This window comes from Mesorhizobium sp. WSM1386 (assembly GCF_055901595.1).
Genome location: NZ_CM148373.1, coordinates 2,752,934 through 2,774,408, shown reverse-complemented (window position 1 = coordinate 2,774,408; position 21,475 = coordinate 2,752,934). Strand labels below are relative to the sequence as shown.

At 64.4% G+C, this 21,475-nt stretch carries 19 protein-coding genes; 7 read left to right on the top strand and 12 right to left on the bottom strand.

The window, feature by feature from the left end; translation table 11 throughout:
* Positions 1-35 precede the first annotated feature (35 nt).
* Positions 36-1,049: an isopenicillin N synthase family dioxygenase gene (locus AC0NIH_RS13525; RefSeq protein ID WP_473461671.1), complete on the bottom strand. Its 1,014-nt coding sequence runs from the start codon at positions 1,047-1,049 to the stop codon at positions 36-38.
* Positions 1,050-1,152: 103 nt separating this feature from the next.
* On the opposite strand from AC0NIH_RS13525, the gene AC0NIH_RS13520 reads away from it, so the two are divergent.
* A complete protein-coding gene (locus AC0NIH_RS13520) occupies positions 1,153-2,097 on the top strand; it encodes a nucleoside hydrolase (RefSeq protein ID WP_473461669.1) in 945 nt (314 codons plus the stop codon).
* Positions 2,098-2,222: 125 nt separating this feature from the next.
* Entirely contained in the window at positions 2,223-2,897 is a 675-nt protein-coding gene (locus tag AC0NIH_RS13515; protein WP_473461732.1) for a TetR/AcrR family transcriptional regulator, read from the top strand.
* A 58-nt stretch (positions 2,898-2,955) separates the two neighbouring features.
* Here AC0NIH_RS13515 and AC0NIH_RS13510 read toward each other — a convergent pair whose 3' ends face one another.
* Positions 2,956-3,480, bottom strand: coding sequence for a hypothetical protein (locus AC0NIH_RS13510; protein ID WP_473461666.1), 525 nt, complete (start codon positions 3,478-3,480; stop codon positions 2,956-2,958).
* 99 nt (positions 3,481-3,579) lie between these two features.
* Here AC0NIH_RS13510 and AC0NIH_RS13505 point away from each other — a divergent pair, with 99 nt between their 5' ends.
* Positions 3,580-4,488: a LysR family transcriptional regulator gene (locus AC0NIH_RS13505; RefSeq protein WP_473461664.1), complete on the top strand. Its 909-nt coding sequence runs from the start codon at positions 3,580-3,582 to the stop codon at positions 4,486-4,488.
* A 48-nt stretch (positions 4,489-4,536) separates the two neighbouring features.
* Here AC0NIH_RS13505 and AC0NIH_RS13500 read toward each other — a convergent pair whose 3' ends face one another.
* The 5 genes from AC0NIH_RS13500 to hisS all read right to left on the bottom strand — a co-directional run bounded on the left by AC0NIH_RS13500 (position 4,537) and on the right by hisS (position 11,305).
* Positions 4,537-5,493: a calcium:cation antiporter gene (locus AC0NIH_RS13500; RefSeq protein ID WP_473461662.1), complete on the bottom strand. Its 957-nt coding sequence runs from the start codon at positions 5,491-5,493 to the stop codon at positions 4,537-4,539.
* Between the two features lie 215 nt (positions 5,494-5,708).
* Entirely contained in the window at positions 5,709-7,481 is a 1,773-nt protein-coding gene (locus AC0NIH_RS13495; RefSeq protein WP_473461659.1) for an AMP-binding protein, read from the bottom strand.
* A 146-nt stretch (positions 7,482-7,627) separates the two neighbouring features.
* Entirely contained in the window at positions 7,628-8,332 is a 705-nt protein-coding gene (hisG, locus tag AC0NIH_RS13490) for an ATP phosphoribosyltransferase (protein WP_473461657.1), read from the bottom strand.
* Positions 8,329-9,450 (bottom strand): ATP phosphoribosyltransferase regulatory subunit, encoded by a 1,122-nt coding sequence (locus AC0NIH_RS13485; RefSeq protein ID WP_473461654.1) that lies wholly within the window; start codon positions 9,448-9,450, stop codon positions 8,329-8,331. Before AC0NIH_RS13485 ends, hisG begins: the two co-directional genes overlap by 4 nt.
* 178 nt (positions 9,451-9,628) lie before the next feature.
* Positions 9,629-11,305 (bottom strand): histidine--tRNA ligase, encoded by a 1,677-nt coding sequence (gene hisS / locus AC0NIH_RS13480; RefSeq protein WP_473461652.1) that lies wholly within the window; start codon positions 11,303-11,305, stop codon positions 9,629-9,631.
* A gap of 227 nt (positions 11,306-11,532) precedes the next feature.
* On the opposite strand from hisS, the gene AC0NIH_RS13475 reads away from it, so the two are divergent.
* A complete protein-coding gene (locus AC0NIH_RS13475; RefSeq protein WP_287275733.1) occupies positions 11,533-11,784 on the top strand; it encodes a hypothetical protein in 252 nt (83 codons plus the stop codon).
* A 3-nt stretch (positions 11,785-11,787) separates the two neighbouring features.
* Here AC0NIH_RS13475 and AC0NIH_RS13470 read toward each other — a convergent pair whose 3' ends face one another.
* A complete protein-coding gene (locus tag AC0NIH_RS13470) occupies positions 11,788-12,426 on the bottom strand; it encodes a DNA-3-methyladenine glycosylase I (protein WP_473461650.1) in 639 nt (212 codons plus the stop codon).
* Positions 12,427-12,640: 214 nt separating this feature from the next.
* Here AC0NIH_RS13470 and AC0NIH_RS13465 point away from each other — a divergent pair, with 214 nt between their 5' ends.
* A complete protein-coding gene (locus AC0NIH_RS13465; RefSeq protein WP_287275728.1) occupies positions 12,641-13,384 on the top strand; it encodes a L,D-transpeptidase in 744 nt (247 codons plus the stop codon).
* A 269-nt stretch (positions 13,385-13,653) separates the two neighbouring features.
* Positions 13,654-14,574, top strand: coding sequence for a bifunctional 5,10-methylenetetrahydrofolate dehydrogenase/5,10-methenyltetrahydrofolate cyclohydrolase (locus AC0NIH_RS13460; protein WP_287275726.1), 921 nt, complete (start codon positions 13,654-13,656; stop codon positions 14,572-14,574).
* 15 nt (positions 14,575-14,589) lie between these two features.
* On the opposite strand, the gene glcF is transcribed toward AC0NIH_RS13460, so the two are convergent.
* The 4 genes from glcF to AC0NIH_RS13440 all read right to left on the bottom strand — a co-directional run bounded on the left by glcF (position 14,590) and on the right by AC0NIH_RS13440 (position 20,454).
* Entirely contained in the window at positions 14,590-15,915 is a 1,326-nt protein-coding gene (gene glcF, locus AC0NIH_RS13455) for a glycolate oxidase subunit GlcF (RefSeq protein WP_473461647.1), read from the bottom strand.
* 4 nt (positions 15,916-15,919) lie between these two features.
* Positions 15,920-17,131 (bottom strand): FAD-binding protein, encoded by a 1,212-nt coding sequence (locus AC0NIH_RS13450; RefSeq protein WP_473461645.1) that lies wholly within the window; start codon positions 17,129-17,131, stop codon positions 15,920-15,922.
* Positions 17,132-17,351: 220 nt separating this feature from the next.
* A complete protein-coding gene (locus AC0NIH_RS13445) occupies positions 17,352-18,848 on the bottom strand; it encodes an FAD-linked oxidase C-terminal domain-containing protein (RefSeq protein WP_287275718.1) in 1,497 nt (498 codons plus the stop codon).
* Between the two features lie 283 nt (positions 18,849-19,131).
* The gene (locus tag AC0NIH_RS13440; protein WP_473461642.1) at positions 19,132-20,454 is read right to left on the bottom strand and encodes a DUF3422 family protein; all 1,323 of its coding nucleotides are present in this window, start codon (positions 20,452-20,454) and stop codon (positions 19,132-19,134) included.
* A 211-nt stretch (positions 20,455-20,665) separates the two neighbouring features.
* On the opposite strand from AC0NIH_RS13440, the gene AC0NIH_RS13435 reads away from it, so the two are divergent.
* Positions 20,666-21,469 (top strand): FadR/GntR family transcriptional regulator, encoded by an 804-nt coding sequence (locus tag AC0NIH_RS13435; protein WP_023767447.1) that lies wholly within the window; start codon positions 20,666-20,668, stop codon positions 21,467-21,469.
* The last annotated feature ends 6 nt before the right edge of the window (positions 21,470-21,475 follow it).

The following is a 21,475-nucleotide window of genomic DNA, read 5'->3' as shown; positions in this document are numbered from 1 at the left end:
CCGCTGTTCGGGGCCGGCTCGGGCTTGGCATCCGCTCAGGCGCCGGTCGCTTCCGCCGCCTTCCTCTTGCGATAGTGATAGTTCTTGTCGATGCGCTCCATCAGATAGTCGCCGTAGAGCACCGGCCCGTATTTCGGCTGTGTGCCGGCCGGAACGCAGACCGGCAGCGCTTCGATCGTCTCGTCCATGGACGGATCGAAGAAGAAGGGCTGCGAATAGCGCTCGCGTCCAGACCGGTTGATGACACGATGCGGCGTCGAGACGAACTGGTCGTTCGACCAGCGCGCCAGGATGTCGCCGACATTCATCACGAAGGAGTTCGGAACCGGAGGTGCCGGAACCCAGTCACCAGCCTTGTTCTTGACCTCCAGGCCGCCGACATTGTCCTGCGCCAGCAAGGTGATGAAGCCGTAGTCGGTGTGCGGCGCCGAGCCGAAGAGGCCTTCTTCCTGGGGCTGCGTCGGATAATGCAGGAGGCGCAGAAAGGTGGTCGGCCGCTCGAAATAGCGGTCGAGGCTGTCGGAGGGCAGCCCGAGCGAGAGCGCGATGGCGCGGACCATCTTGCGCGCCAGTGTGCCCATCTCCTCGACATAGCGATCGATCGTCTGCCGGAAGCCCGCCAGCGCTGTCTCGTCCGGCCACTGGTTGGGGCCTTGCAAGGGCTTTTCGGCCCGGGCCCTGGGATCGTCGGCGCCGACCTCGTGCATGAAGAAGATCGATTCGCTCTGGTTCGGCTTGCTCACCGTCGCCACGGAGGAGGTTACGATGGTCGAGCCGGCGAAGGGCAGGTAGCCGCGGAAATTCCGGTCGATCTTCAGCTTGAGCTTTTCCTCCTCCGGCAAGGCAAAGAAGCGCTTGCTGGCTTCGCGGACGGCTTCGACATCGGCGCGCGGAATGGGATGGCCGGTGACATAGAGGAAGCCGATCGTCTCGAGATAACGGCGCAGCGTCGCCGCCGTCTCGCGGATCGCGCCTTCGTCGTCGCCGTAGAGCGCCGACACGTCGAGGATCGGGATTTCGGAAAAATCGCCGCGCGCTTGTGCATCCATTTTCGAACACCCTGTCTTGAACATAAGATACAGTACTGTATTTCTACACATCCGAACGGCCTCATCAATAGGCTTTCGACCGCAAAAGGAAGAGCGCTGAAATATGGCACCACGCAAGATCATCATCGACACCGATCCGGGCCAGGACGATGCGTTCGCCATCCTTTTCGCACTGGGGTCTCCGGCCGAACTCGACGTGGTCGGCATCACCACGGTCGGCGGCAACGTGCCGCTTGCCCTGACGTCGAAGAACGCCTTGAAGGTCGTGGAACTCGCCGGACGCGCGGACGTGCCGGTGCATGCCGGATGCCCGGCGCCGATGGTGCGCAAGCTGATCACGGCCGAGTATGTCCATGGCGAAACCGGGCTGGACGGCGCCGATCTTCCCGAACCCGTGACGCAACTGCAGAGCGAACACGCGGTGAATTACCTGGTGCGCACGATCATGGAGGCGCCGGAGGGCGAGCTGACCGTCTGCACGCTCGGGCCGATGACCAACCTCGCCATGGCGATGACCATGGAGCCGAGGATCGTGCCCCGGCTGCGCGAGGTGGTGCTGATGGGCGGTGGCTTTTTCCAGGGCGGCAACGCCACGCCCGCGGCGGAATTCAACATCTTCGTCGACCCGCATGCGGCCCACAAGGTGTTCGACAGCGGCGTGCCCGTGACCATGGCCGGCATAGACTGCACCTACACCGCCCTGATGACGCCCGAGTGGCTAGACCGCCTGCGCGCAACCGGCAGCCGCGCCGCGGTCGAAGCCGCCAATCTGGCGGACTTCTACCGCCAGTACGGCACCCACAAATTCGAAACGCCGGCGCGCCCCATCCACGATGCCTGCGTCACCGGCTACCTCCTGGCGCCGCATATCTACGAGCAGCGCCAGTGCGCGGTGACGGTCGACATCGTCTCGCCGGAGACAATCGGCATGACGGTGGTCGACTGGTGGCACGTGACCGGCCGCGCCAAGAACTGCAACGTTCTGCGACGCATCGATCCGGCGCCGTTCTTCGAACTCATGCTGGAGCGGATCAGCGCATTGCCATAGAGCGGTTCCTGGAATTGCTCTGGTCGCGCGTTCCGCGATAGATGGACCCTCGAAGAGTCGCGAAGCGCATCGAAGCCGGCGAACGGATTGGAGGCGTCGTGCATGGCGATGAAGGTCTTGATCACATGAAAGCCGAAAGCGCCCCTGCCAGAGGCAAGAGACCGCCCAAGGCCGCCCCGCGTTCGAAGACCGTGCGGCAGACGCTCAGCCGCGACGCCTGGATCGCCGCCGCTCGCAAGGTGCTGGAGAAGCGCGGCATCGCCGAGGTCAAGATCGACCGCCTCTCCAAGCAGTTGAAGGTCACGCGCGGCAGCTTCTATTTCCACTTTGCCAGTCTGGACGATCTTCGTGGCGGCCTGCTGCAGGAATGGCGCAACATCAACTGCGCGCCGTTCTGGGCGATGCGCGAAATGCACGACATTGACGGGCTGCAGTTCTTCACCGACATCGTGCATGTGTGGGTCGACGAAGCACCGTTCAGCCCTCTGCTCGATCTGGCCATCCGCGACTGGTCGCGAACCTCCCGAAAACTGGCGCAGGAGGTGAAGGACATGGACGATTTGCGCATAGCGCTGCTGATCCGCTCGTTCCGCGCCATGGGCTATCCCCCGGACGAAAGCCTGGTCAGGGCCCGCATCACCTATTTCCACCAGATCGGCCAGTATGCGCTGTCCTTCAAGGAGGATCCGGCGGTGCGCCGGAGCTACCAGCCGCTGTTCGGAGAGGTGCTGCTCGGACCGCTCGTGCAGGAGCGCGGTACGGCGCTACGGCCGAGCGAGATGGGGAGCGGACGGCGGTAGCATCCGCTTTTCGCCTCGCCGCCATTGCTTTCGAAAGCGCAGCCGAGTTCCCGGATGACTAGGACGCCGTCGCAGTGTCGGTGACGGCGCGAGACGCGCTGCGGCGGGGGCGCAGCAGAAAATAGAATGCGGCGATATGGGTGATCATCAGCAGCGGTACGTAGATGATCGGGATCGCGTAGGCGGCGGCCAATTGCTCCGCGTGCGCGGGAAGACCGGCCTGGATGGCGTGGTAATAGTCGGCGATGAGATCGCCCGCTCCGACGAGATTGAAGGCGACGACGAAGGACCAGAACAGCCAGGGAATCCTTACCGAGACCAGCGCCAGCAGGGCCAGTATCCCTGTCGCGAAGTCGCCATAGGCGGCGAACGCGGCGAAGCCGGCGGGTAGATTCGGGCCGACAACGCCCGGAAGGATGAAGACGAGGCCGAAGAAGCGGAAGCTGTGCAGGGTGGCAATGGCGCGTTGCGCCGCGGTTCGGTCCATCGAGTTCAGCCACGGCAGCCCGTATGCGCCGAAGCAAAGCAGCCACGCGACATAGCCTAAGACGAGTTGGATCTGGAACAGCACTTCCGTGGGCATTTGGCCTCCTTGTTGGCAGGGCATTGCGGCCTCCCCGCTTCAGCCGATTACCTAAGCCCGCTTCCATCGTTCGACTATCCGTTGTAATCACAACGACCCATGAAGCAGAACTACACAGTCAGACATGGTACGCTGGAGGGCGTCGAGGTGTTCCTGGCCGTCGCCAGGCGCCGCAACTTCCGCCGCGCCGCCGCCGATCTCGGCGTGACGCCATCCGCCGTGAGCCAAGCGGTGCGCGCGCTGGAAGCCCGCATTGGCGCGGCGCTGTTCGTCCGTACGACGCGCAGTGTCGGTTTGACCGAGGCTGGTCAACGGTTCCTCGATCGCGCCGGCCCTGCCTTCGAACAGATCGTCGCCGCTGGCGAGGCCGCCCGTGACGTCGGCCAACGGCCGACCGGCCTGCTGCGCCTGTCGGTGCCCCGCGCCGTGGTGCCGTTGATCCTGGAGCCGGTGATCGCGTCCTTCTGTCAGGCCTATCCCGAAGTCGAACTGGAGATCGCCGCCAGCGACGAGATGGTCGACCTGGCGACCGGCGGCTTCGATGCCGGCATCCGCCTCGGCCAGTTCATCGCCCCCGACATGGTCGCCGTGCGGCTGACGCCCTCATTTTCGTTCGTGGTCGTCGGCAGTCCTGACTATTTCGAGCGTTACGGGCGCCCCGAGCGTGTGGACGATTTGCGCCACCACGCCTGCCTGCGCTTGCGCCGTTCGAACGGCGCCATCGCGCCCTGGTCCTTCATCAACGGCAACGAGGCGATCGAGGCGATGGTCTCGGGTCCGCTGATCGCGCATGACTATCCAACGATGGTCGGCGCCGCGATGCGGGGAATCGGGCTGGCGCAGATCCCTCGGCCCGTCGCCGAAGCTCCGATAGCGCAGGGAAAACTCGAGCCGGTACTGGAGAGCATCGCCGCCACGACGCCGGGCGTCTTCCTCTATCATCCCGGCAAGCGCCAGATCCTGCCGAAGCTGCGCGCCTTCATCGACCACCTCAAATCCGCGGTCTGAGGTGGCGAGGGATGCCGGCCCCCTGGCGCTTCGCTCGCACCAAAGCTTTCATGGTATGAATATCAGAAACACATAAGTAAAAAATACTACAAGATGGACCATTCCGGTCAAGAACGTCGTTCTTTCAGTGCTGAAGCTTACATTGCAGATGAAAAGCGCCAAGACCAAAAGGACCGCATCGGCAGCCGGCAGCCCCAAGGTCAGTCCTCTCCCCGTCAGCAGGCTGGCGGCTGCGACTCCCGGTATGGTCAGGCCGATCGTGGCGCAAGCCGAACCCATCGCGACATTCAAGCCGCGCTGCAGCTCATTGTTGAGTGAAGCGCGCACCGCCGAAATGGCCTCCGGCATCAACACCAGCCCCGCGATCATTGCCCCCACAATGCTGTCCGCCTGGGTCACCTGGTAGTCAACGAGCGTATTTTCGACGCTTGCCGCGACCTGCTCGGCGAGCATGACAATTCCGATCAGTCCGGCCACCAGCAGCAGAGCGCTGGCAGAGATGTTCTCGTGAGGGGCAGCGAGCACCGAAACGTCGTGTGGTTGTCCCTGGATAAAGTCTTCCCGGTGCCGGACGGTCTGCGCGAACACGAAGCTTGCATAGAGCAGCACTGAAAGGACGCTGACGAAACCAAGTTGGGCTGCCGAAAACGTGCCGGGATCCGTGGTCTGGGTGTAGGTCGGCAGAATAAGCGTCATGACGGTCAGCGCGATCAGAACCGCCAGATAGGCACTGGTCCCTTGCCGCACGATGGCCTGCTTGCGATGACGCCAGCCGCCAAGTGCGAGACACATGCCGACAACGCCGGTGGACGTGATCATCACCGTCGAGAAGACGGACTCCCGTGCCAGCGTCGGGTTGTTCTCTCCATGCAGCATCATGGAGACAATGATCGACACTTCGATCGCCGTGACGGCAAACGTCAGCACCAGCGTGCCGTACGGCTCCCCTACCCGCCGAGCTACCGCCTCTGCGTGGTCGAGCACCACGAAAATGGTGACGAACATGATCGCACTCGACAACGCACCGACAAGGATCCTGGCGTTCAACGAACCCTGGTCCACCGACAGCCCGCTGGCTCTGACCGCGACAGCCATCGCCAGGGCGGCCAACGGCATCGCGTAGGAAGTCGCCGATCGTCCGAAACCAGTCATGCAAGCCCCTGTGCGTTTCTGCAAACCCGGTTGCATTCGCGCACCGACAGATCGAAGCGTTCACCCGTTCACGCCGTCTTCTGCGCCACCAGCCCCAATTCTTCCACCATCGCCTGACGCATCAGGAATTTTTGCGGCTTGCCGGTCACCGTCATCGGCAATTCGCTGCGGAAGCGGATGTGGCGGGGGATCTTGTAGTGGGCGATCTGGCCGGCGCAGAAGTTCCTGATCTCCTGCTCGGTGGCGATCTGGCCGGGCTTGAGCACGATCCAGGCGCACAGCTCCTCGCCATATTTGGTGTCGGGAATGCCGAACACCTGCACTTCCCTCACCTTGGGATGGCGGTAGAGGAATTCCTCGACCTCTCTGGGGTAGACGTTCTCGCCGCCGCGGATGACCATGTCCTTGACCCGGCCGACGATGTTGCAATAGCCCTCGGCATCGATGGTGGCGAGGTCGCCCGTGTGCATCCAGCCATCGCTATCGATCGCCTCGCGGGTCTTGTCATCGTCGTCCCAATAGCCCTTCATCACCGAATAGCCGCGGGTGCAGAGTTCGCCCGGCGCGCCGACGGCAACCGTGGCGCCGTCGGCATCGATGGCCTTGACCTCGACATGGGGATGAATGCGCCCGACGGTCGAGACGCGCTTTTCCAGGGGATCGTCGACGCCGCTCTGGAACGACACCGGGCTGGTCTCGGTCATGCCGTAGGCGATGGTCACCTGCGACATATGCATCAGCGACACGACCTTCTTCATCACCTCGATCGGGCATGGCGAGCCGGCCATGATGCCGGTGCGCAGGCTGGAGAGATCGAAGGATTGGAAATCCGGATGATCGAGCAGGCCGACAAACATGGTCGGCACGCCATAGAGCCCGGTGCAACGTTCCTGCGCCACGGCTTTCAGCGTGGCGCCGGCATCGAAGCCCTCGCCCGGGAAAACCATGGTCGCGCCCTTCGAGACGCAACCCATCGTGCCCATCGACATACCGAAGCAGTGATAGAGCGGCACCGGGATGCACAGCCGGTCATCGACGGTCAATTTGATCGCCGAAGTGACGAAATTGCCGTTGTTGACGATGTTCGAATGGGTCAGCGTCGCGCCCTTGGGCGCGCCCGTGGTGCCCGAGGTGAACTGGATGTTGATGGCATCGCCGGGCTTCAGCCCCTCGGAAATGCGGTCGAGACTGTCATGCTCGTCGCGGCCGGCCATGGCCAGCACGTCGCCGAAATTGAACATGCCGGGCGAGTTCTCCTCGCCCATACGGATGACGATTTTCAGCGCCGGCAGCTTTTGCGCCTTGAGCTTGCCGGGCGCGGTCTTGGCGATCTCGGGCGCCAGCGTCTCGATCATGCCGAGGTAATCGGAGGTCTTGAAGCTGGCCGCCGTCACCAGCGCCTTGCAGGCGACCTTGTTCAGCGCATAGTCGAGTTCGGTCAGCCGGTAGGCAGGGTTGATGTTGACCAGGATCAGGCCGATGCGGGCGGTGGCGAACTGGGTCACCAGCCACTCCCAGCGGTTTGGCGACCAGATGCCGACGCGGTCGCCCTTTTCCAGTCCCAGCGCCAGGAAGCCGGCGGCCAGCGCATCCACCGTGTCCGACAGTTCGCTCCAGGTGAAGCGCTTGTCCTGGCCAACGAAGACGGCGGCATCTTGCGTGGCAAATTTGCTGGCGGTGTCGGAGAACAGCGCGGGGATCGTCTCCTTGAGCAGCGGCGGCGTGCGCTCGCCGGAGACATGCGCCTTGCCATCGACAGGGGCCACGAAGGCATTGCCATTGCGAGCGGCGCGGCCACGCAGATTGGTGGCGTTCTTCAGCTCGTCGAGATTGACCGGCATCGCTGTATCCTCCCAGGACGAACCCAAACCTATCAGCCCGCCGGGACGGTGGAAATCCCGCCGATGGTAGGGAGGTGCTGGGGCCGCGCACTGCCGCAGCGAGCCGCTGTCCGCCTTCAGCGGCTGACTTTCAAGTCACCTGCCCTTCAAGGAGGAGGGAGGAGGGCGCTCATCTTCGACGCGATGTCGCGCAGCAGGGCTTCATCGGCCGCCGCACGCGGCTTCTTCGACGACACCAGGCAGGCTTGCGACTTCAGGACAACGCCGTCGCCCAGCACCTTGAGGTGATTGGCGCGCAGCGTCGAGCCTGACGTGGTGATGTCGACGATGACATCGGCGAGGCCAGCCGCCGGCGCGCCTTCGGTGGCGCCGAGGCTTTCGACGATGCGATAGACCTGGATGCCGTGCTTCTGCGAAAAGAACTGCTGGGTCAGCCGCCAATATTTGGTGGCGATGCGCAGCCGCCGGCCGTGGCGCTGGCGGAAATCGGCGGCGACGTCATCGAGATCGGCCATGGTGTCGACGTCGAGCCATATATCGGGCACCGCCACCACGACATCGGCATGGCCGAAGCCGAGACGGGCGACGATTTCCACGCGCGCCTCCCAGTCGGCGAGGTTCTCGCGCACGAGGTCCTCGCCGGTGATGCCGAGATCGACCGTGCCCTGGCCGATCTCGCCAGCTATCTCGGAAGCCGACAGCAGGGCAACCTCGATGCCTTCCGCGCCCTCGATGCGGGCGCGATAGGAGCGCTCGTCGCCGGGCAGGCTGACGGCGAGGCCAGCCCTGGCCAGCACCTCCAGCGCCTGCTCCTTCAGCCGACCCTTCGAGGGGATGGCCAACGTGATCATGGTGCCGTCTCCCGCAACGCCTCGATGCGGTCGAGCCAGACCGAAAAGCCGACGCCAGGGATCGCGGTCTTGGCGCCGAGCAGCGTCAGCAACCGGTCGTAGCGGCCGCCGCCGGCCAGGGGGCGCTCGCCATCCCGCGCCGCGATTTCGAAGACCACACCGGTGTAGTAGTCGAGCGGTCGGCCGAAAGCGGCATCGTAGCGGATTGTTCCCACCGGCAAGCCATGCGCCTCGATCGCCCTGGCGCGTGCCGCGAACTTTTCCAGCGCCGCCCCCAGCGAAAGATCGGCACCGGCGGCGAAGCTCTCCAGCGCCTGGGCCGCGCCATCGAGCGGCACATCGATGGCCAGAAAGTTCTTGAGCGCCGCGAAAGCCTCGTTCGACAGCCGCACGCTGCGCAACTCGGCCTTTTCGATCAGCCGCCGTGCAATGTCCGTGGGCGAGCGCCCGGCCGACGCCGACAGGCCGGCCTCCTCCATGCCGCCGGCGATGTGCGCCGAAAGGCCTTCGACATCGCCGTCGAGGACAAGCGCTGCGACATCGCCGGAGAGTTGGCTGTTGCGCGGTGGATTGGCGAGATCGGCGAGGGCGGCCTCAAACATCGGCGCCGAGCCGAAGGCGCGGGCAAGCCGCATGCGCCAGCCACGCGGCAACCCAAGGGCGGCGAGCACGGCCTCGAAAATAGCCTGGTCGCCGAGCGTGACCGCCAGGGAACGGCCGGGCAGCACCAGCGACAACAAAGCATACGCGTCGGCCACGGAGCGCGCATCGGCCTCGGCCGTGTCGCGGTCGCCGAGATCCTCGATGCCGGCCTGGAAAAACTCGTTGCCGCCTTCGCGGCGCTGGCGAAACACCTCGCCCAGATAGGAATAGCGGCGCGGCGTGCCGGCCTGCGAACTTATATGGTCGAGACAGACCGGAATGGTGAATTCCGGCCGCAGGCACAGCGTCTGCCCGGTCTCGCTCTCGGTAAGGAAGATGCGCCGCCGCAGATCCTCGCCGGCCATGTCGAGGAAAGGATCGGCCGGCTGCAGGATGGCAACCTCGACCGCATGCGTGTTGCGGGTGGCGAAGAGGCTGGTGATGTCGGCTGAGATGGCGGGGTAGCGGGAGGTCATGGACAGGATGGGCGCGAGGCACCCCCCTCTGGCCTGCCGGCCATCTCCCCCGCAAGGAGGGAGATCGGCAGCTTGAGACACGGCGCCTCTTCTTCGACGGTGGAGATTGGCGAAGGCCTACGGAACATCCAATCTCCCCCCTTGCGGGGGAGATGGCCGGCAGGCCAGAGGGGGGTGTTCAAGCGCCACCCTTTGCACGATCGGCAGCCTGCGCCGCCAATATCCGCCTCACCTCGGCGACCAGCTCGCTTTCCGCCACCGTCACCTGCGCCGGGCGCGCGGCGCGCCATTCGGCGTTGTCGGTGATCTCGGCCGACATGCGCGCGCCTTCGATCAGGTCCTTGATCTGCAGTTCACCCTTGGCGCGTTCGTCGCCGCCCTGGATGATTGCGACCGGGCAGCCGCGCCGGTCGGCATATTTGAGCTGCGCCTTCATGCCGGCGCCGCCGAGATACATCTCGGAACGAATGCCGGCGGCGCGCAGTTCGCTCACCATCTTCTGGTAACGGCCGAGGCTGTCGGTGTCCTTGTCCATCACCAGCACGACGACCGGCGCGATCACATCGGCGCTGTCGAGCTTGCCGAGGTTCTTCAGCGCAGTCATCAGCCTGGAGACGCCAATGGAGAAACCGGTCGCCGGCACCGGCTCGCCACGGAAGCGCGAGACCAGGCCATCATAACGGCCGCCACCACCGACCGAGCCGAAGCGCACGATCTGGCCGTCTTCATTGGGAATTTCGGCCAGAAGCTCGGCCTCGAAGACCGGGCCGGTGTAGTATTCGAGGCCGCGCACGACGGAGGGGTCGATAAGGACACGATCCGCCCCATACTCAGCAGCATGGGCCATGGCAGCTATGTCACATAGCTCTCGATATCCGTCATATGAAGACATGTTTGCAGAGAAATCACCGCCGACCTTGAAGAAGACCGCCCTGATGTATCCGAGGGCGCTGGCGTTCTCAGCCCCATAGAGATCGATGATCTCCTGAGCTTTGGCTGTGTGCTTCTTCGTCCGAAGTTGATCCCTGGTGATTTCCTCAAATCTTGGATTGTTTGGCTCATCGCCCTCGATTGCAATTGTTATTGTTTCGGCATTCCGCTTGAAAAACAAAATTGGTTCCAGAATCGAGATCGATTGCTCACTAAGCCCGGCACCCTTGGCGAAATCTCCCTCGCCTTCCTTGCCGCCATCCCAGCGCCCCGGGCCAAGCAGGAGCCTCACGCCTTCCGGACCGAGCTTGTCCAGCTTGTCGATGGCGCGCAGCACGGTCAGCCGGCGGCCGGCATTGTCGTCGCCGCCAAGGCCGATCGCCTCCAGCACGCCGTCCAGCACCTTGCGGTTGTTGACGCGGATGACGTAGTCGCCGCGCTTGATGCCGAGCGCTTCCATGACATCCGCCATCATCATCGCCATCTCGGCGTCCGCCGCGACACCCGGCGTGCCGATCGTGTCGGCGTCGAACTGCATGAACTGGCGGAAGCGGCCGGGGCCCGGCTTCTCGTTGCGGAACACCCAGCCGGAGCGGTAGCTGCGGTAAGGCTTCGGCAGGCGCTCATAATTCTCGGCGACGAAGCGCGCCGTCGGCGCGGTCAGGTCATAGCGCAGCGACAGCCACTGCTCGTCATCGTCCTGGAACGAGAACACGCCCTCGTTCGGCCGGTCCTGGTCGGGCAAAAATTTGCCCAGCGCGTCGGTGTATTCGATCAACGGCTGGTCGGCCGGTTCGAAACCATAAAGCTCATAGACCGAGCGGATCGTCGCCATCATCTTCTCGACGGCGCGGATATCCTCGGCGCTGCGGTCGGCAAAACCGCGCGGCAGCCGCGCTTTCGTCTTTTCCGATTTGTCGGCCATGAGATGGGTCTTTTTGCTAGGTAAATGATGACTTATTTTGAGTGCGCGTGTCCTAACCGATGCAGCCGGGACCGGCAAGGGTCAGCGCCTCTGCCTTCTCCCACAAGGGGAGAAGGAAAACGATTGAAACAAAAACGAACCAAAAATGAAACAGTCCTGCCATGAGCACGGCATCGTGCCGACACAATCGCGGCCGATATAGCGCACCACACGAAGGGGTTCGGGACATGACCAGCACAGCGAAATTCCATGCCAACAGCGATGCCGGCGAGCTGCCGGCGCGCTTGCGCCCGGCCGACATCCGCGCTCCGAAGATGGCTGGCCGGCCCGCCGGGCCATTCGAGATACCGGCCGATATCGGCAAGGGGCCTTCGATGCGCGATGCATTGGTGACCGGCCTGCTGGTGATCTACCCGACGTTGGCCACGGTGGTTGCGATCGTCGCCGGCCTGTTCCTGGCCAGCATCAACGGCACCTGAGCCCTATTTCGGCCGCTTAAAAGCCTTCCTCTCCTTCTCGACCTCCTTGCGGCAAACACAACCCTCGAGGTGGTCGTTGACCAGGCCCATGGCCTGCATGAAGGCGTAGACCGTGGTCGGGCCGACAAAACTCCAGCCGCGCTTCTTCAATTCCTTCGAAATCCGCACCGAGACCGCCGTGGTCGGGTTGGCGCGCAGATGGGCTAGGTCGACGATCCTGGGTCGCTCGTCCTTGCCGGGTTCGAACTTCCAGAACCAGGCGGCCAGCGAGCCGAACTCGTCCACCATTTCGCGGGCACGCTTGGCGTTGTTGATGGTCGAGACGATCTTGCCGCGATGGCGGATGATGCCGGCATTGCCAAGCAGGCGCTCGACATCCTTGTCGGTGAAGGCGGCGATCTTGTCGAAGTCGAAGCCAGCGAAGGCCTCGCGAAAATTCTCGCGCTTGCGCAGTATGGTCAGCCACGACAGGCCCGACTGGAAACCTTCAAGGCAGATCTTTTCGAACAGCCTGCGGTCGTCCGACACCGGCCGGCCCCATTCATGGTCATGATAGTGCAGATAGTCGGGCAGGTTGCCATGCCAGAAGCAGCGCGCGACACCGTCGGGACCGGCGAGCAGGCCGGTATTGTCTTTTTCCATTGGCCCAAATCCGTTCGTTAATGCGCTTGCGCTGCATTTACTGCGGCTTTACCAGATTCCTGAACCCGGCGGTAACCACACCAAAAGGTTTACTGACAGAACCGCATTTTACGCATTCCGATTCATGTTTCGGTTGCTGCTTGCGCGCCAATGATCGCTGAACCGGGAGGTCGTTTCCACCCGGTTTTATCAGACGATCAAGGGTGCGTTCCCGATGAAGAGAGTTTTGTTTCCCGTGCTCGGCGCCATGGCTGTGTTTGCCTCCGGCGTCACGCCCTCAGCCGCTGACGACCGCTATGCCGACAGGCCGCCGGTGATGGTCAGCCCCGACCTTTCCGCCCCTTGGGTGCTGCAGCTTGGCAATGCGCCCGGCATCGTGCGGCAGAACCGCCAGGTCGTGCAGCAGCCGCGCCTGCGCTCCGCGCAGCCGGCGCAGCCCGACCGTGTGCGGACGGCAGCCGTGCAGGCTCCGGCCAAGCGCGTGGCCATGCGCCCGCAGATCAACCCGATCTACCTGCCGCAGGAAGTCGCCTATGACGGCCCGCAGAAGCCAGGCACGATCGTCATCGACACGACGCAGAATTTCCTGTTCCTGATCGAGAAGAACGGCAAGGCGCGGCGCTATGGCGTCGGCACCGGCAAGCCAGGCTTCGAATGGTCGGGCACGCACAAGATCACCAACAAGCGCGAGTGGCCGGACTGGCGCCCGCCAGCGCAGATGATCAAGCGCGAAGCCGCCAAGGGCCGCTATCTGCCGACCTATCTGGCCGGCGGCATGGAGAACCCGCTCGGGGCGCGCGCGCTCTATCTCGGCACGACCGAGTACCGCATCCACGGTACCAACCAGCCGTGGACGATCGGCGGCGCGGTGTCGTCGGGCTGCATCCGCATGCGCAACGAGGACGTGGTCGACCTCTATGAGCGGGTCAATGTCGGAACCACGGTCGAGGTGATATAACAGTGCTCGCGAATCACTTGGCCGGCAAAGCATTGAGCTTTTAAGGGCCAGTGCAGGAGATAACGGGGGACGGGCCGTATGGGGATGCGGCCGTCAGGAAGGGCAGCACGGGAAACCGCGCTGCCCTTTCCGTTTTCCTGTGAAAACCGAGCCAACACCCAGGCAAGACTGCGCCCGACGTCGCGCCGAGGGCATGGTGGTTCGCTTTCGTGCTGCCATTTTCGATGTTCCTTTGCTATGGGAGCGCAACCAGACAAAAGAGTTCCCCCATGCCCCTGTCCGATGACAACCGCTATCTCAAGGGCGGCCCGGTTGCCCAGCGCATCATCGCCGCCGTGCGCGAGGATGCGGCGATTGCCAAAGCCGAGGGTTTTCCGCCGAAGCTGATCTCGATCACCGTCGGCGATACCGATGCGGTCGATGTCTATGTGCGCAACCAGCGCGCCAAGGCCGAGCTCGCCGGCATCGATTTCGAGGAACGGCGTTTTCCCGCCACCATCACGTCGGGTGAACTGGAGGCAGCCATCCACGGCCTGAACGCCGATCCGCGCGTCACCGGCATCATCATCCAGCGGCCCGTGCCCGCCCATATCCCGATCAAGACGCTGCAAGCGGCGGTGCATCCGCTCAAGGACGTCGAGGGCATGCACCCGGCCTCGATCGGCAACATCGTCTACAACCAGCTCGATCTCGCGCCCTGCACGGCGGCCGCCTCGGTCGAGCTGCTCAAGGAAACCGGCCTCGATCTCAAGGGGCTGGAGGTCGTGGTCGTCGGTCATTCCGAAATCGTCGGCAAGCCGATTGCGTTCCTGCTGATGAGCGAAGGCGCGACGGTGACCGTCTGCCACCACATGACGCGGTCGGTCGCAGCGCATGCGCGGCGCGCCGATGCGCTGTTCGTTGCGGTCGGCAAGCCACGGCTGATCAAGGCCGACATGGTCAAGCCGGGTGCTGCCGTCATCGACATCGGCATCAATTCCGAGATCGGGCCGGACGGGACGAGCCGCATCGTCGGCGATGTCGACACAGAAAGCGTGCGCGAGGTCGCCTCCTGGATCACGCCGGTGCCGGGCGGCGTCGGTCCGATCACGGTGGCGATCCTGCTGCGCAACACGATGGTGGCGCTCAGCCGCCAGCGCGCGCTCTACGAAGCGACTTACGGCACAGCCGACAGGCTGGCGGCGGAGTAACCGCCGAGCGCGGCCCTACTTCGCCGCGATCAGGTTCTCGTCAAGAACGCCTTCCGGCTTCGGTCCGCCATAGGCCCAGTCCAACAGTTTTACCGTGTGCACCACTGGCATCCTGGCAGCGGACGCGATCTGCGTGATGCAGCCGATGTTGCCGGTGGCGACGATCGAGGCGCCCGTTGCCTCGATGTTTTTCACCTTGCGGTCGCGCAGTTTTGCCGAAATCTCGGGCTGCAGGATGTTGTAGGTGCCGGCCGAACCGCAGCAGAGATGGCCCTCGCGCGGCTCGCGGACGACGAAGCCGGCCTTGGTCAGCAGCTCTTTCGGCTGACGCGTGATCTTCTGGCCATGCTGCATCGAGCAGGCGGAGTGATAGGCAACGACCGTGCCCGGCTTGCGCACAGGGTCAGGCATGTCAAAGTCGGCCAGATATTCGGTGATGTCCTTGGCCAGCGCCGACACAAGCGCGGCCTTTTCGGCATAGGCCGGATCGAGGCGCAGCATGAAGCCATAGTCCTTGATCGTCGTGCCGCAACCCGACGCGGTGATGATGATGGCGTCGAGACCGCCCTGGTCGATGGCGCGCGTCCAGGCATCGACGTTCTGCCGGGCCGAGGCAAGGGCTGCCTCTTCGCGTCCCATATGGTGGACTAGTGCGCCGCAGCAGCCCTCGTCCGGAGGCACCACGACCTCGACGCCGAGCCGCCTCAGCAGCGAAATGGTCGTGTCGTTGATGGCGGGATCGAGCACCGACTGCGCGCAACCGGTGAGGATGGCGACACGGCCCTTTTTCGTCCCCTGCCCGGCATGGATGCCTGGCGAGGCCATCGGCGAAGCTGCCGGGATCGACGCCGGCGCGAGCTTGAGCATGGCGCCAAGCGGCTTCAGCGCCGGGACCTTCTCGAACAGGCCGATAAACGGCTTGCCCAGCTTGGCCAGCTTGAGCGCCGCGCGAAAGCGCTGGGGATAGGGCAGGACGAAGGCCAGCATGGCGCGGGTCAGGCGGTCGAGCAGCGGCCGCCTGTAGGTCTCCTCGATATGGGCGCGGGCATGGTCGACCAGATGCATGTAGTTGACGCCCGACGGACAGGTGGTCATGCAGGCCAGGCACGATAGGCAGCGGTCGATATGGGTGACGATCTCCTTGTCGGCGGGTCGGCCGTTTTCCAGCATGTCCTTGATCAGGTAGATGCGCCCGCGCGGTGAATCGAGTTCGTTGCCAAGTGTCACATAGGTCGGGCAGGTGGCGGTGCAGAAGCCGCAATGCACGCATTTGCGCAGGATCTTCTCCGATTCCGCGACATCGGGATCGGCAAGCTGGGCAAGCGAGAAATTGGTCTGCATCGCGTTAGTCCTGTGCCATGCGGCCGGGATTGAGGATGTTCTTCGGGTCGAATTCCTGCTTCAGCCGCCGGCTCAGTGCGGCAAGCGCCGGCGACTGCGGCTCGAACACCGGCAGCGCGGCACGATGGGCAGGTGCCGCGCGCACCAGCGTCGCATGGCCGCCGCCATGTTTGCGCAACAAACCGCGCAGCAGGGCGGCCTCCGGATCGCCCTCTTCCATGCGCAGCCACACCAGTCCGCCCTGCCAGTCATAGAACGCGCTGACGGCGGCCTGCATGCGCAAGGTCAGAACCATTTGATGCCCCTGGGAAGGCGTCATCGAGACGCGCCAGACCGGTTTCTCGCTGCCGTCGGCGAACGGCCTGCAGTCGCGCACATCGCGCCAGATCTGCCGCGAAACGTCGCCGGAAATCTCCTCCAGCGGTCCGGCCTTGCCGAGCAGCGTCTTCAGCGCGGCGATGCGATAGGCGACGGACGGGCCGAAGCCCTCGACCCGCAACAGTGTGGCCGCATCGCTGCCGAGAGCGCCGCCGGTGACACGCGCGGCAACGCGCTCCGGCAGATGGGCGGCGCTCGACACTTCGGCGCTGGAGCCGAGCGCCAGGGCCATGGCAGCGGCGGCCGCGTCGTCGAGCAGGCCACGCACCGCGAGCGTGACCTCGGTCTCGGCCGCGGGCAGCACCTTGAAGGTGACATCGGTGAACACGGCCAATGTGCCCCAGCTGTTGGCCATCAGCTTCGACAGATCGTAACCGGTGACATTCTTGACCACGCGGCCGCCCGACTTGAATTCCTCGCCCCGGCCGGACACCACATTGATGCCGAGGATATGGTCGCGCGCGGCACCGGCCTTCAACCGGCGCGGACCGGACAGGTTCGCGCCGAGCACGCCACCGATGGTGCCTCTGCCCGGCTCGCCACCGAGCAGCGGGCCGTAATCCATCGGTTCGAAAGCGAGCTGCTGGCCGTTTTCCGCCAGCAGCTTCTCGATGCCGGCCAGCGCCGTGCCGGCCTCTGCCGACAGCACCAGCTCGGCGGGTTCATAGAGGGTGACGCCGGTGAGTTTCGACAGGTCGAGCGTATGCTCGGTCTGCAGCGGACGGCCGATGCCCCGCTTGGAGCCATGGCCGATGATTTCGAGCGGCGCCTCTTCCGCCACCGCCCAAGCGACGGTGGAGAGGACTTCGTCAGACGTCGTGGGGGTGAAGGTGGTCATGAAGAGACCGCGCCCTCGAATGCGGAAACGCCGCGTTCCTTCGCACCCCCCTCTGTCCTGCCGGACATCTCCCCCGCAAGGGGGGAGATTGGCAGCTTCAGCCACTCACCTCGCTGGCAGCGCTGGAGATTAGCGAAACCCCACGCGACATCCGATCTCCCCCCTTGCGGGGGAGATGTCCGGCAGGACAGAGGGGGGTGTTCACGCACCGACATGCCCTTCAAAACCTCGGAATGTCCGGAAACGGCAGCTTGCCGCCCGAAATATGCATGCGTCCAAGCTCAGCGCAGCGGCGAAGCTGCGGGAACACTTTTCCCGGATTGAGCAGGTGGTTGGGATCGAAGGCGCATTTGACGCGCATTTGCTGGTCGAGGTCGACCTGGTTGAACATCTCGGGCATCAGGTCTCGCTTCTCGACCCCCACACCGTGTTCGCCTGTCAGCACGCCGCCGACCTTGACGCAGAGCCGCAATATGTCGGCGCCGAAGCTTTCGGCCTTGTCGAGTTCGCCCGGCACGTTGGCATCGTAGAGGATCAGCGGGTGCAGATTGCCATCGCCAGCGTGAAAGACATTGGCAACGCCGAGACCATATTTTTCCGACAGCTCGCGCATGCCGGCCAGCACGCGTGGCAATTCCTTGCGTGGGATGGTGCCGTCCATGCAGTAATAGTCGGGCGAAATGCGGCCCACCGCCGGAAATGCCGCCTTGCGGCCAGCCCAGAAGCTCAGCCGCTCCTGCTCCGACTGCGAGATGCGGCAGGTGGTCGAACCGTTGCGGATGGCGATTGCCTCGACCGCGGTGATGAGATGATCGACCTCGACGCCCGGTCCGTCGAGCTCGACGATCAGCAGTGCCTCGACATCGAGGGGATAGCCGGCATGGACGAAATCCTCGGCTGCGTGGATCGCCGGCCGGTCCATCATCTCCATGCCGCCCGGAATGATGCCGGCGCCGATGATGTCGGCGACGCACTGGCCGCCCTGCTCGCTGGTCGGGAAGCCGATCAGCAGCGCGCGCGCCGTCTCCGGCTTCTTCAGGATGCGCACGGTGACCTCGGTGACGACGCCGAGCAAGCCTTCCGAGCCGGTCATGACGCCTAGCAGGTCGTAGCCTTCCGCATCGAGATGATTGCCGCCGAGCCGCACCACTTCGCCGCTCATCAGCACCATCTCGATGCCGAGCACATTGTTGGCGGTGAGGCCGTATTTCAGGCAGTGCACGCCGCCGGAATTCTCCGCGACATTGCCGCCGATCGAGCAGGCGATCTGGGAGGATGGATCGGGGGCATAGTAGAAGCCCTCCTGCTCGACGGCGGTGGTGATGCCAAGATTGGTGACGCCCGGCTGGGCAACGACGATGCGATTGGGGTAGTCGATCGCAAGGATGCGGTTGAAGCGGCTCATGACCAGCAGCACCGCGTCCTCGAGCGGCAGCGCGCCGCCCGACAGCGAGGTGCCGGAACCCCGCGGCACGACGCGGATGTTGCGGTCGTTGCAGTATTTCAGCACCCTGGAAACCTGCGCCACCGTTTCGGGCAGCACCACCACCAGCGGCAGTTGGCGGTAAGCGGTCAGGCCATCGCTCTCGAAAGCCCGCATGGCGTTGGCTGCATCGACCACGCCTTCGCCCGGCACGATGATGCGCATGTCGGCGACGATCTCGTCGCGCCGGCGCATCGTGGCGTCGTCTGGTTTCGGCATGGCAAGGCCGGACATCAGCAGCCTCATTTCGCTTGACTGGTCAAAATCTTTTACCAGTGAAGCGCGATGGTTGCAAATACTGCCGGGGCGGAGACACACGCCCCAAGGTGGGGACAAGCTTCCGCAGCGGCAATCTGCCGCTGTCTCACCCTCCCCCTTGTGGGGAGGGTCGCGAACGAAGTGAGCGGGTTGGGGGTCGGCGCGGCGCTTTATGATGCCCCCCACCCCGTCTCACGATCTTCGCTTTGCTGCGATCATGAGCCGACCCTCCCCACAAGTGGGAGGGTAAGGGGCGCCGCTATTCGCCCGGGTGCTTGCCGGGCTCGGAATGCATCTGGCGCACGCGGCGCACGCCCCACCAGACCAGCAGAATGGCGACCGGCACCGACGCGGCGGTGACGATTTCGGGCGCGAAGGCATGGCCGAAAATCGAGGCGCCCTTGGCGACATAGCCGATGAGGCCGACCACGTAGTAGGAGACGGCGGCGACCGAGAGGCCTTCGACGGTCTGCTGCAGGCGCAGTTGCAGGCGGGCGCGGTTGTTCATCGAGGCGAGCAGGTCGCGGTTCTGCTTCTCGACCTCGACATCGACCCAGGTGCGCAGCAGCGTGGTGGCGCGGGTCAGCTTGCGCGACAGATTGGCTTGCCGCTCCTCGACCGACCGGCAGGTGCGCATGGCCGGTGCAACGCGCCGCTGCAGGAACCCGCCCCAGGTGTCATAGCCGGGCACGGCTTCCTCCTCGAGCGCCTCCAGCCGCTCGACGACGATGCCGTCATAGGCGCGGCTGGCGCCGAAGCGATAGAGGCTCGATGCCGCGTCCGCTTCCAGTTCCGCGGCCAATTCGGTCAAGTCGGCGAGCAGCGTCTGGCTGTCGCGGGTCTCGGCGACCTTCATTTCCAGCGTGGTCTGGGCGAGCCTGTCCTCGATGCGGCGGGCGCGGCCGGACAGGGTAAGCGCCAGCGGCAGGCCGAGCATGGCGAGCGTGCGGTAGGTCTCGATGTCGATCAGCCGCTGCGACAGCGCTCCGGTGCGCGCCGGAGTCAGACCGCGATCGAGCACCAGGATGCGCGTCATACCGTCGCCGTCCTGGCGGAAATCGGTGACTATTGCCGCATTGCCGCGTTCGACCAGCGAGTAGCACAGGCTGGTCGGGTCGAAAGCGGCGATCAGCCGCTCACTCGCCTGCGTCCACTTGCGGATTTCCAGGCGGATGCCGGAGATGACGGTTCCCGGCGGCGAAAAGCCGTTGCCGAAGGGCGAGTCCTCCTGCGTCCTGCCGTTTTCGGAAAGCGGCCCCTCCCACAGATAGGTCGAGAATTCCGTGTGCCGTTCCCAACGCAGCGAGCCCTTGCCCGACTTCATGGCATGATGGCGGGCCTGGCGATCGGGCGCGGCGATGCCGAGCCGCCGCGACAGCTCGGAAAGGACGGCATGATCGACGCTGGAGCCGCCCTCGGTCATGAAGGCAAGCTGGATCAGGACGCGCGGCTTTTGGATCAGCGGATGCGGCCGGGCATGCACCTCACCCAGCGCGCCGGGCCGGCCTTCATGCGCTGGAAAGCCCATGACACTGCCTTGGGCGCGCGGCTGGAACTCGAGATTGGACGGGTCGTCTGACACGGCTAGTTCCCCGGGTTTCTTTGAACCCCTCTTGTAGTTGCGTCCCTCTAGGACCAATAGGCTGGTGACGCAAACAGCAAAGTTTAGCCGAAGACGATATGGCGCCGTGCGGCAAAACCGACCCGCCTCGGCCAATTGGATAAATAATTTGACCAGTTGGCGACGCAGGCTTTATCCTGCGCGACACCGTTTTCACCTTCCAGGCATTCTGTTGAGCGATATTTTTTCCAGGATCGAGCATTCGCGCACCGCCGACGAGGTCGTGCAGCAGATCGAGAGCCTCATCCTCGAAGGCGTGCTGCGCACCGGCGACCGGCTGCCCGGCGAGCGCGAACTGGCACGCCAGTTCGACGTATCGCGGCCGATCCTGCGCGATGCCCTGAAGGCGCTCGAAGGGCGCGGGCTTTTGACGACCAAGGCCGGCGGCGGCACGCATGTCGCAGACATCATCGGCCAGCTGTTCACTAAACCGGTGGCGGACCTGATTTCGATGCATCGCAAGGCGGTCACCGACTATCTGGAATACCGCCGCGAGATCGAAGGCATAGCCGCCGAATATGCGGCGCGGCGCGCCACGCCGGAGGATCTCGCGCTGCTCGACCGCATCATGGCACGCATGGACCAGGCGGATCGCACCGGCGATTTCGACGACGAGGCCGAAATCGACGTCGAATTCCATCAGGCGATCTGCGAATGCGCGCACAACATCCTGCTGCTGCACACGTTGCGATCCTGCTATCGGCTGCTGTCGGAAGGCGTGTTCCAGAACCGGTTGCTGGTCTTCACCGTACCTGGCGCACGCGAGGCCCTGCTTGCACAACACCGCGCGATCCACGCCGCGGTGAAGGCCGGCGACCCGGCCGGCGCCCGCCAGGCGGCGATGGATCACATCACCTATGTCGAGCGGTCGATGGCCGAGGCGGAGCGCAGCGGCGACTGGCAACGCGTGTCGCGGCTGCGGCTGCGGCAGCGCTCGGAAGCCGGCGATACCGAACCAGCACGCGGACGCACCTAATCAATT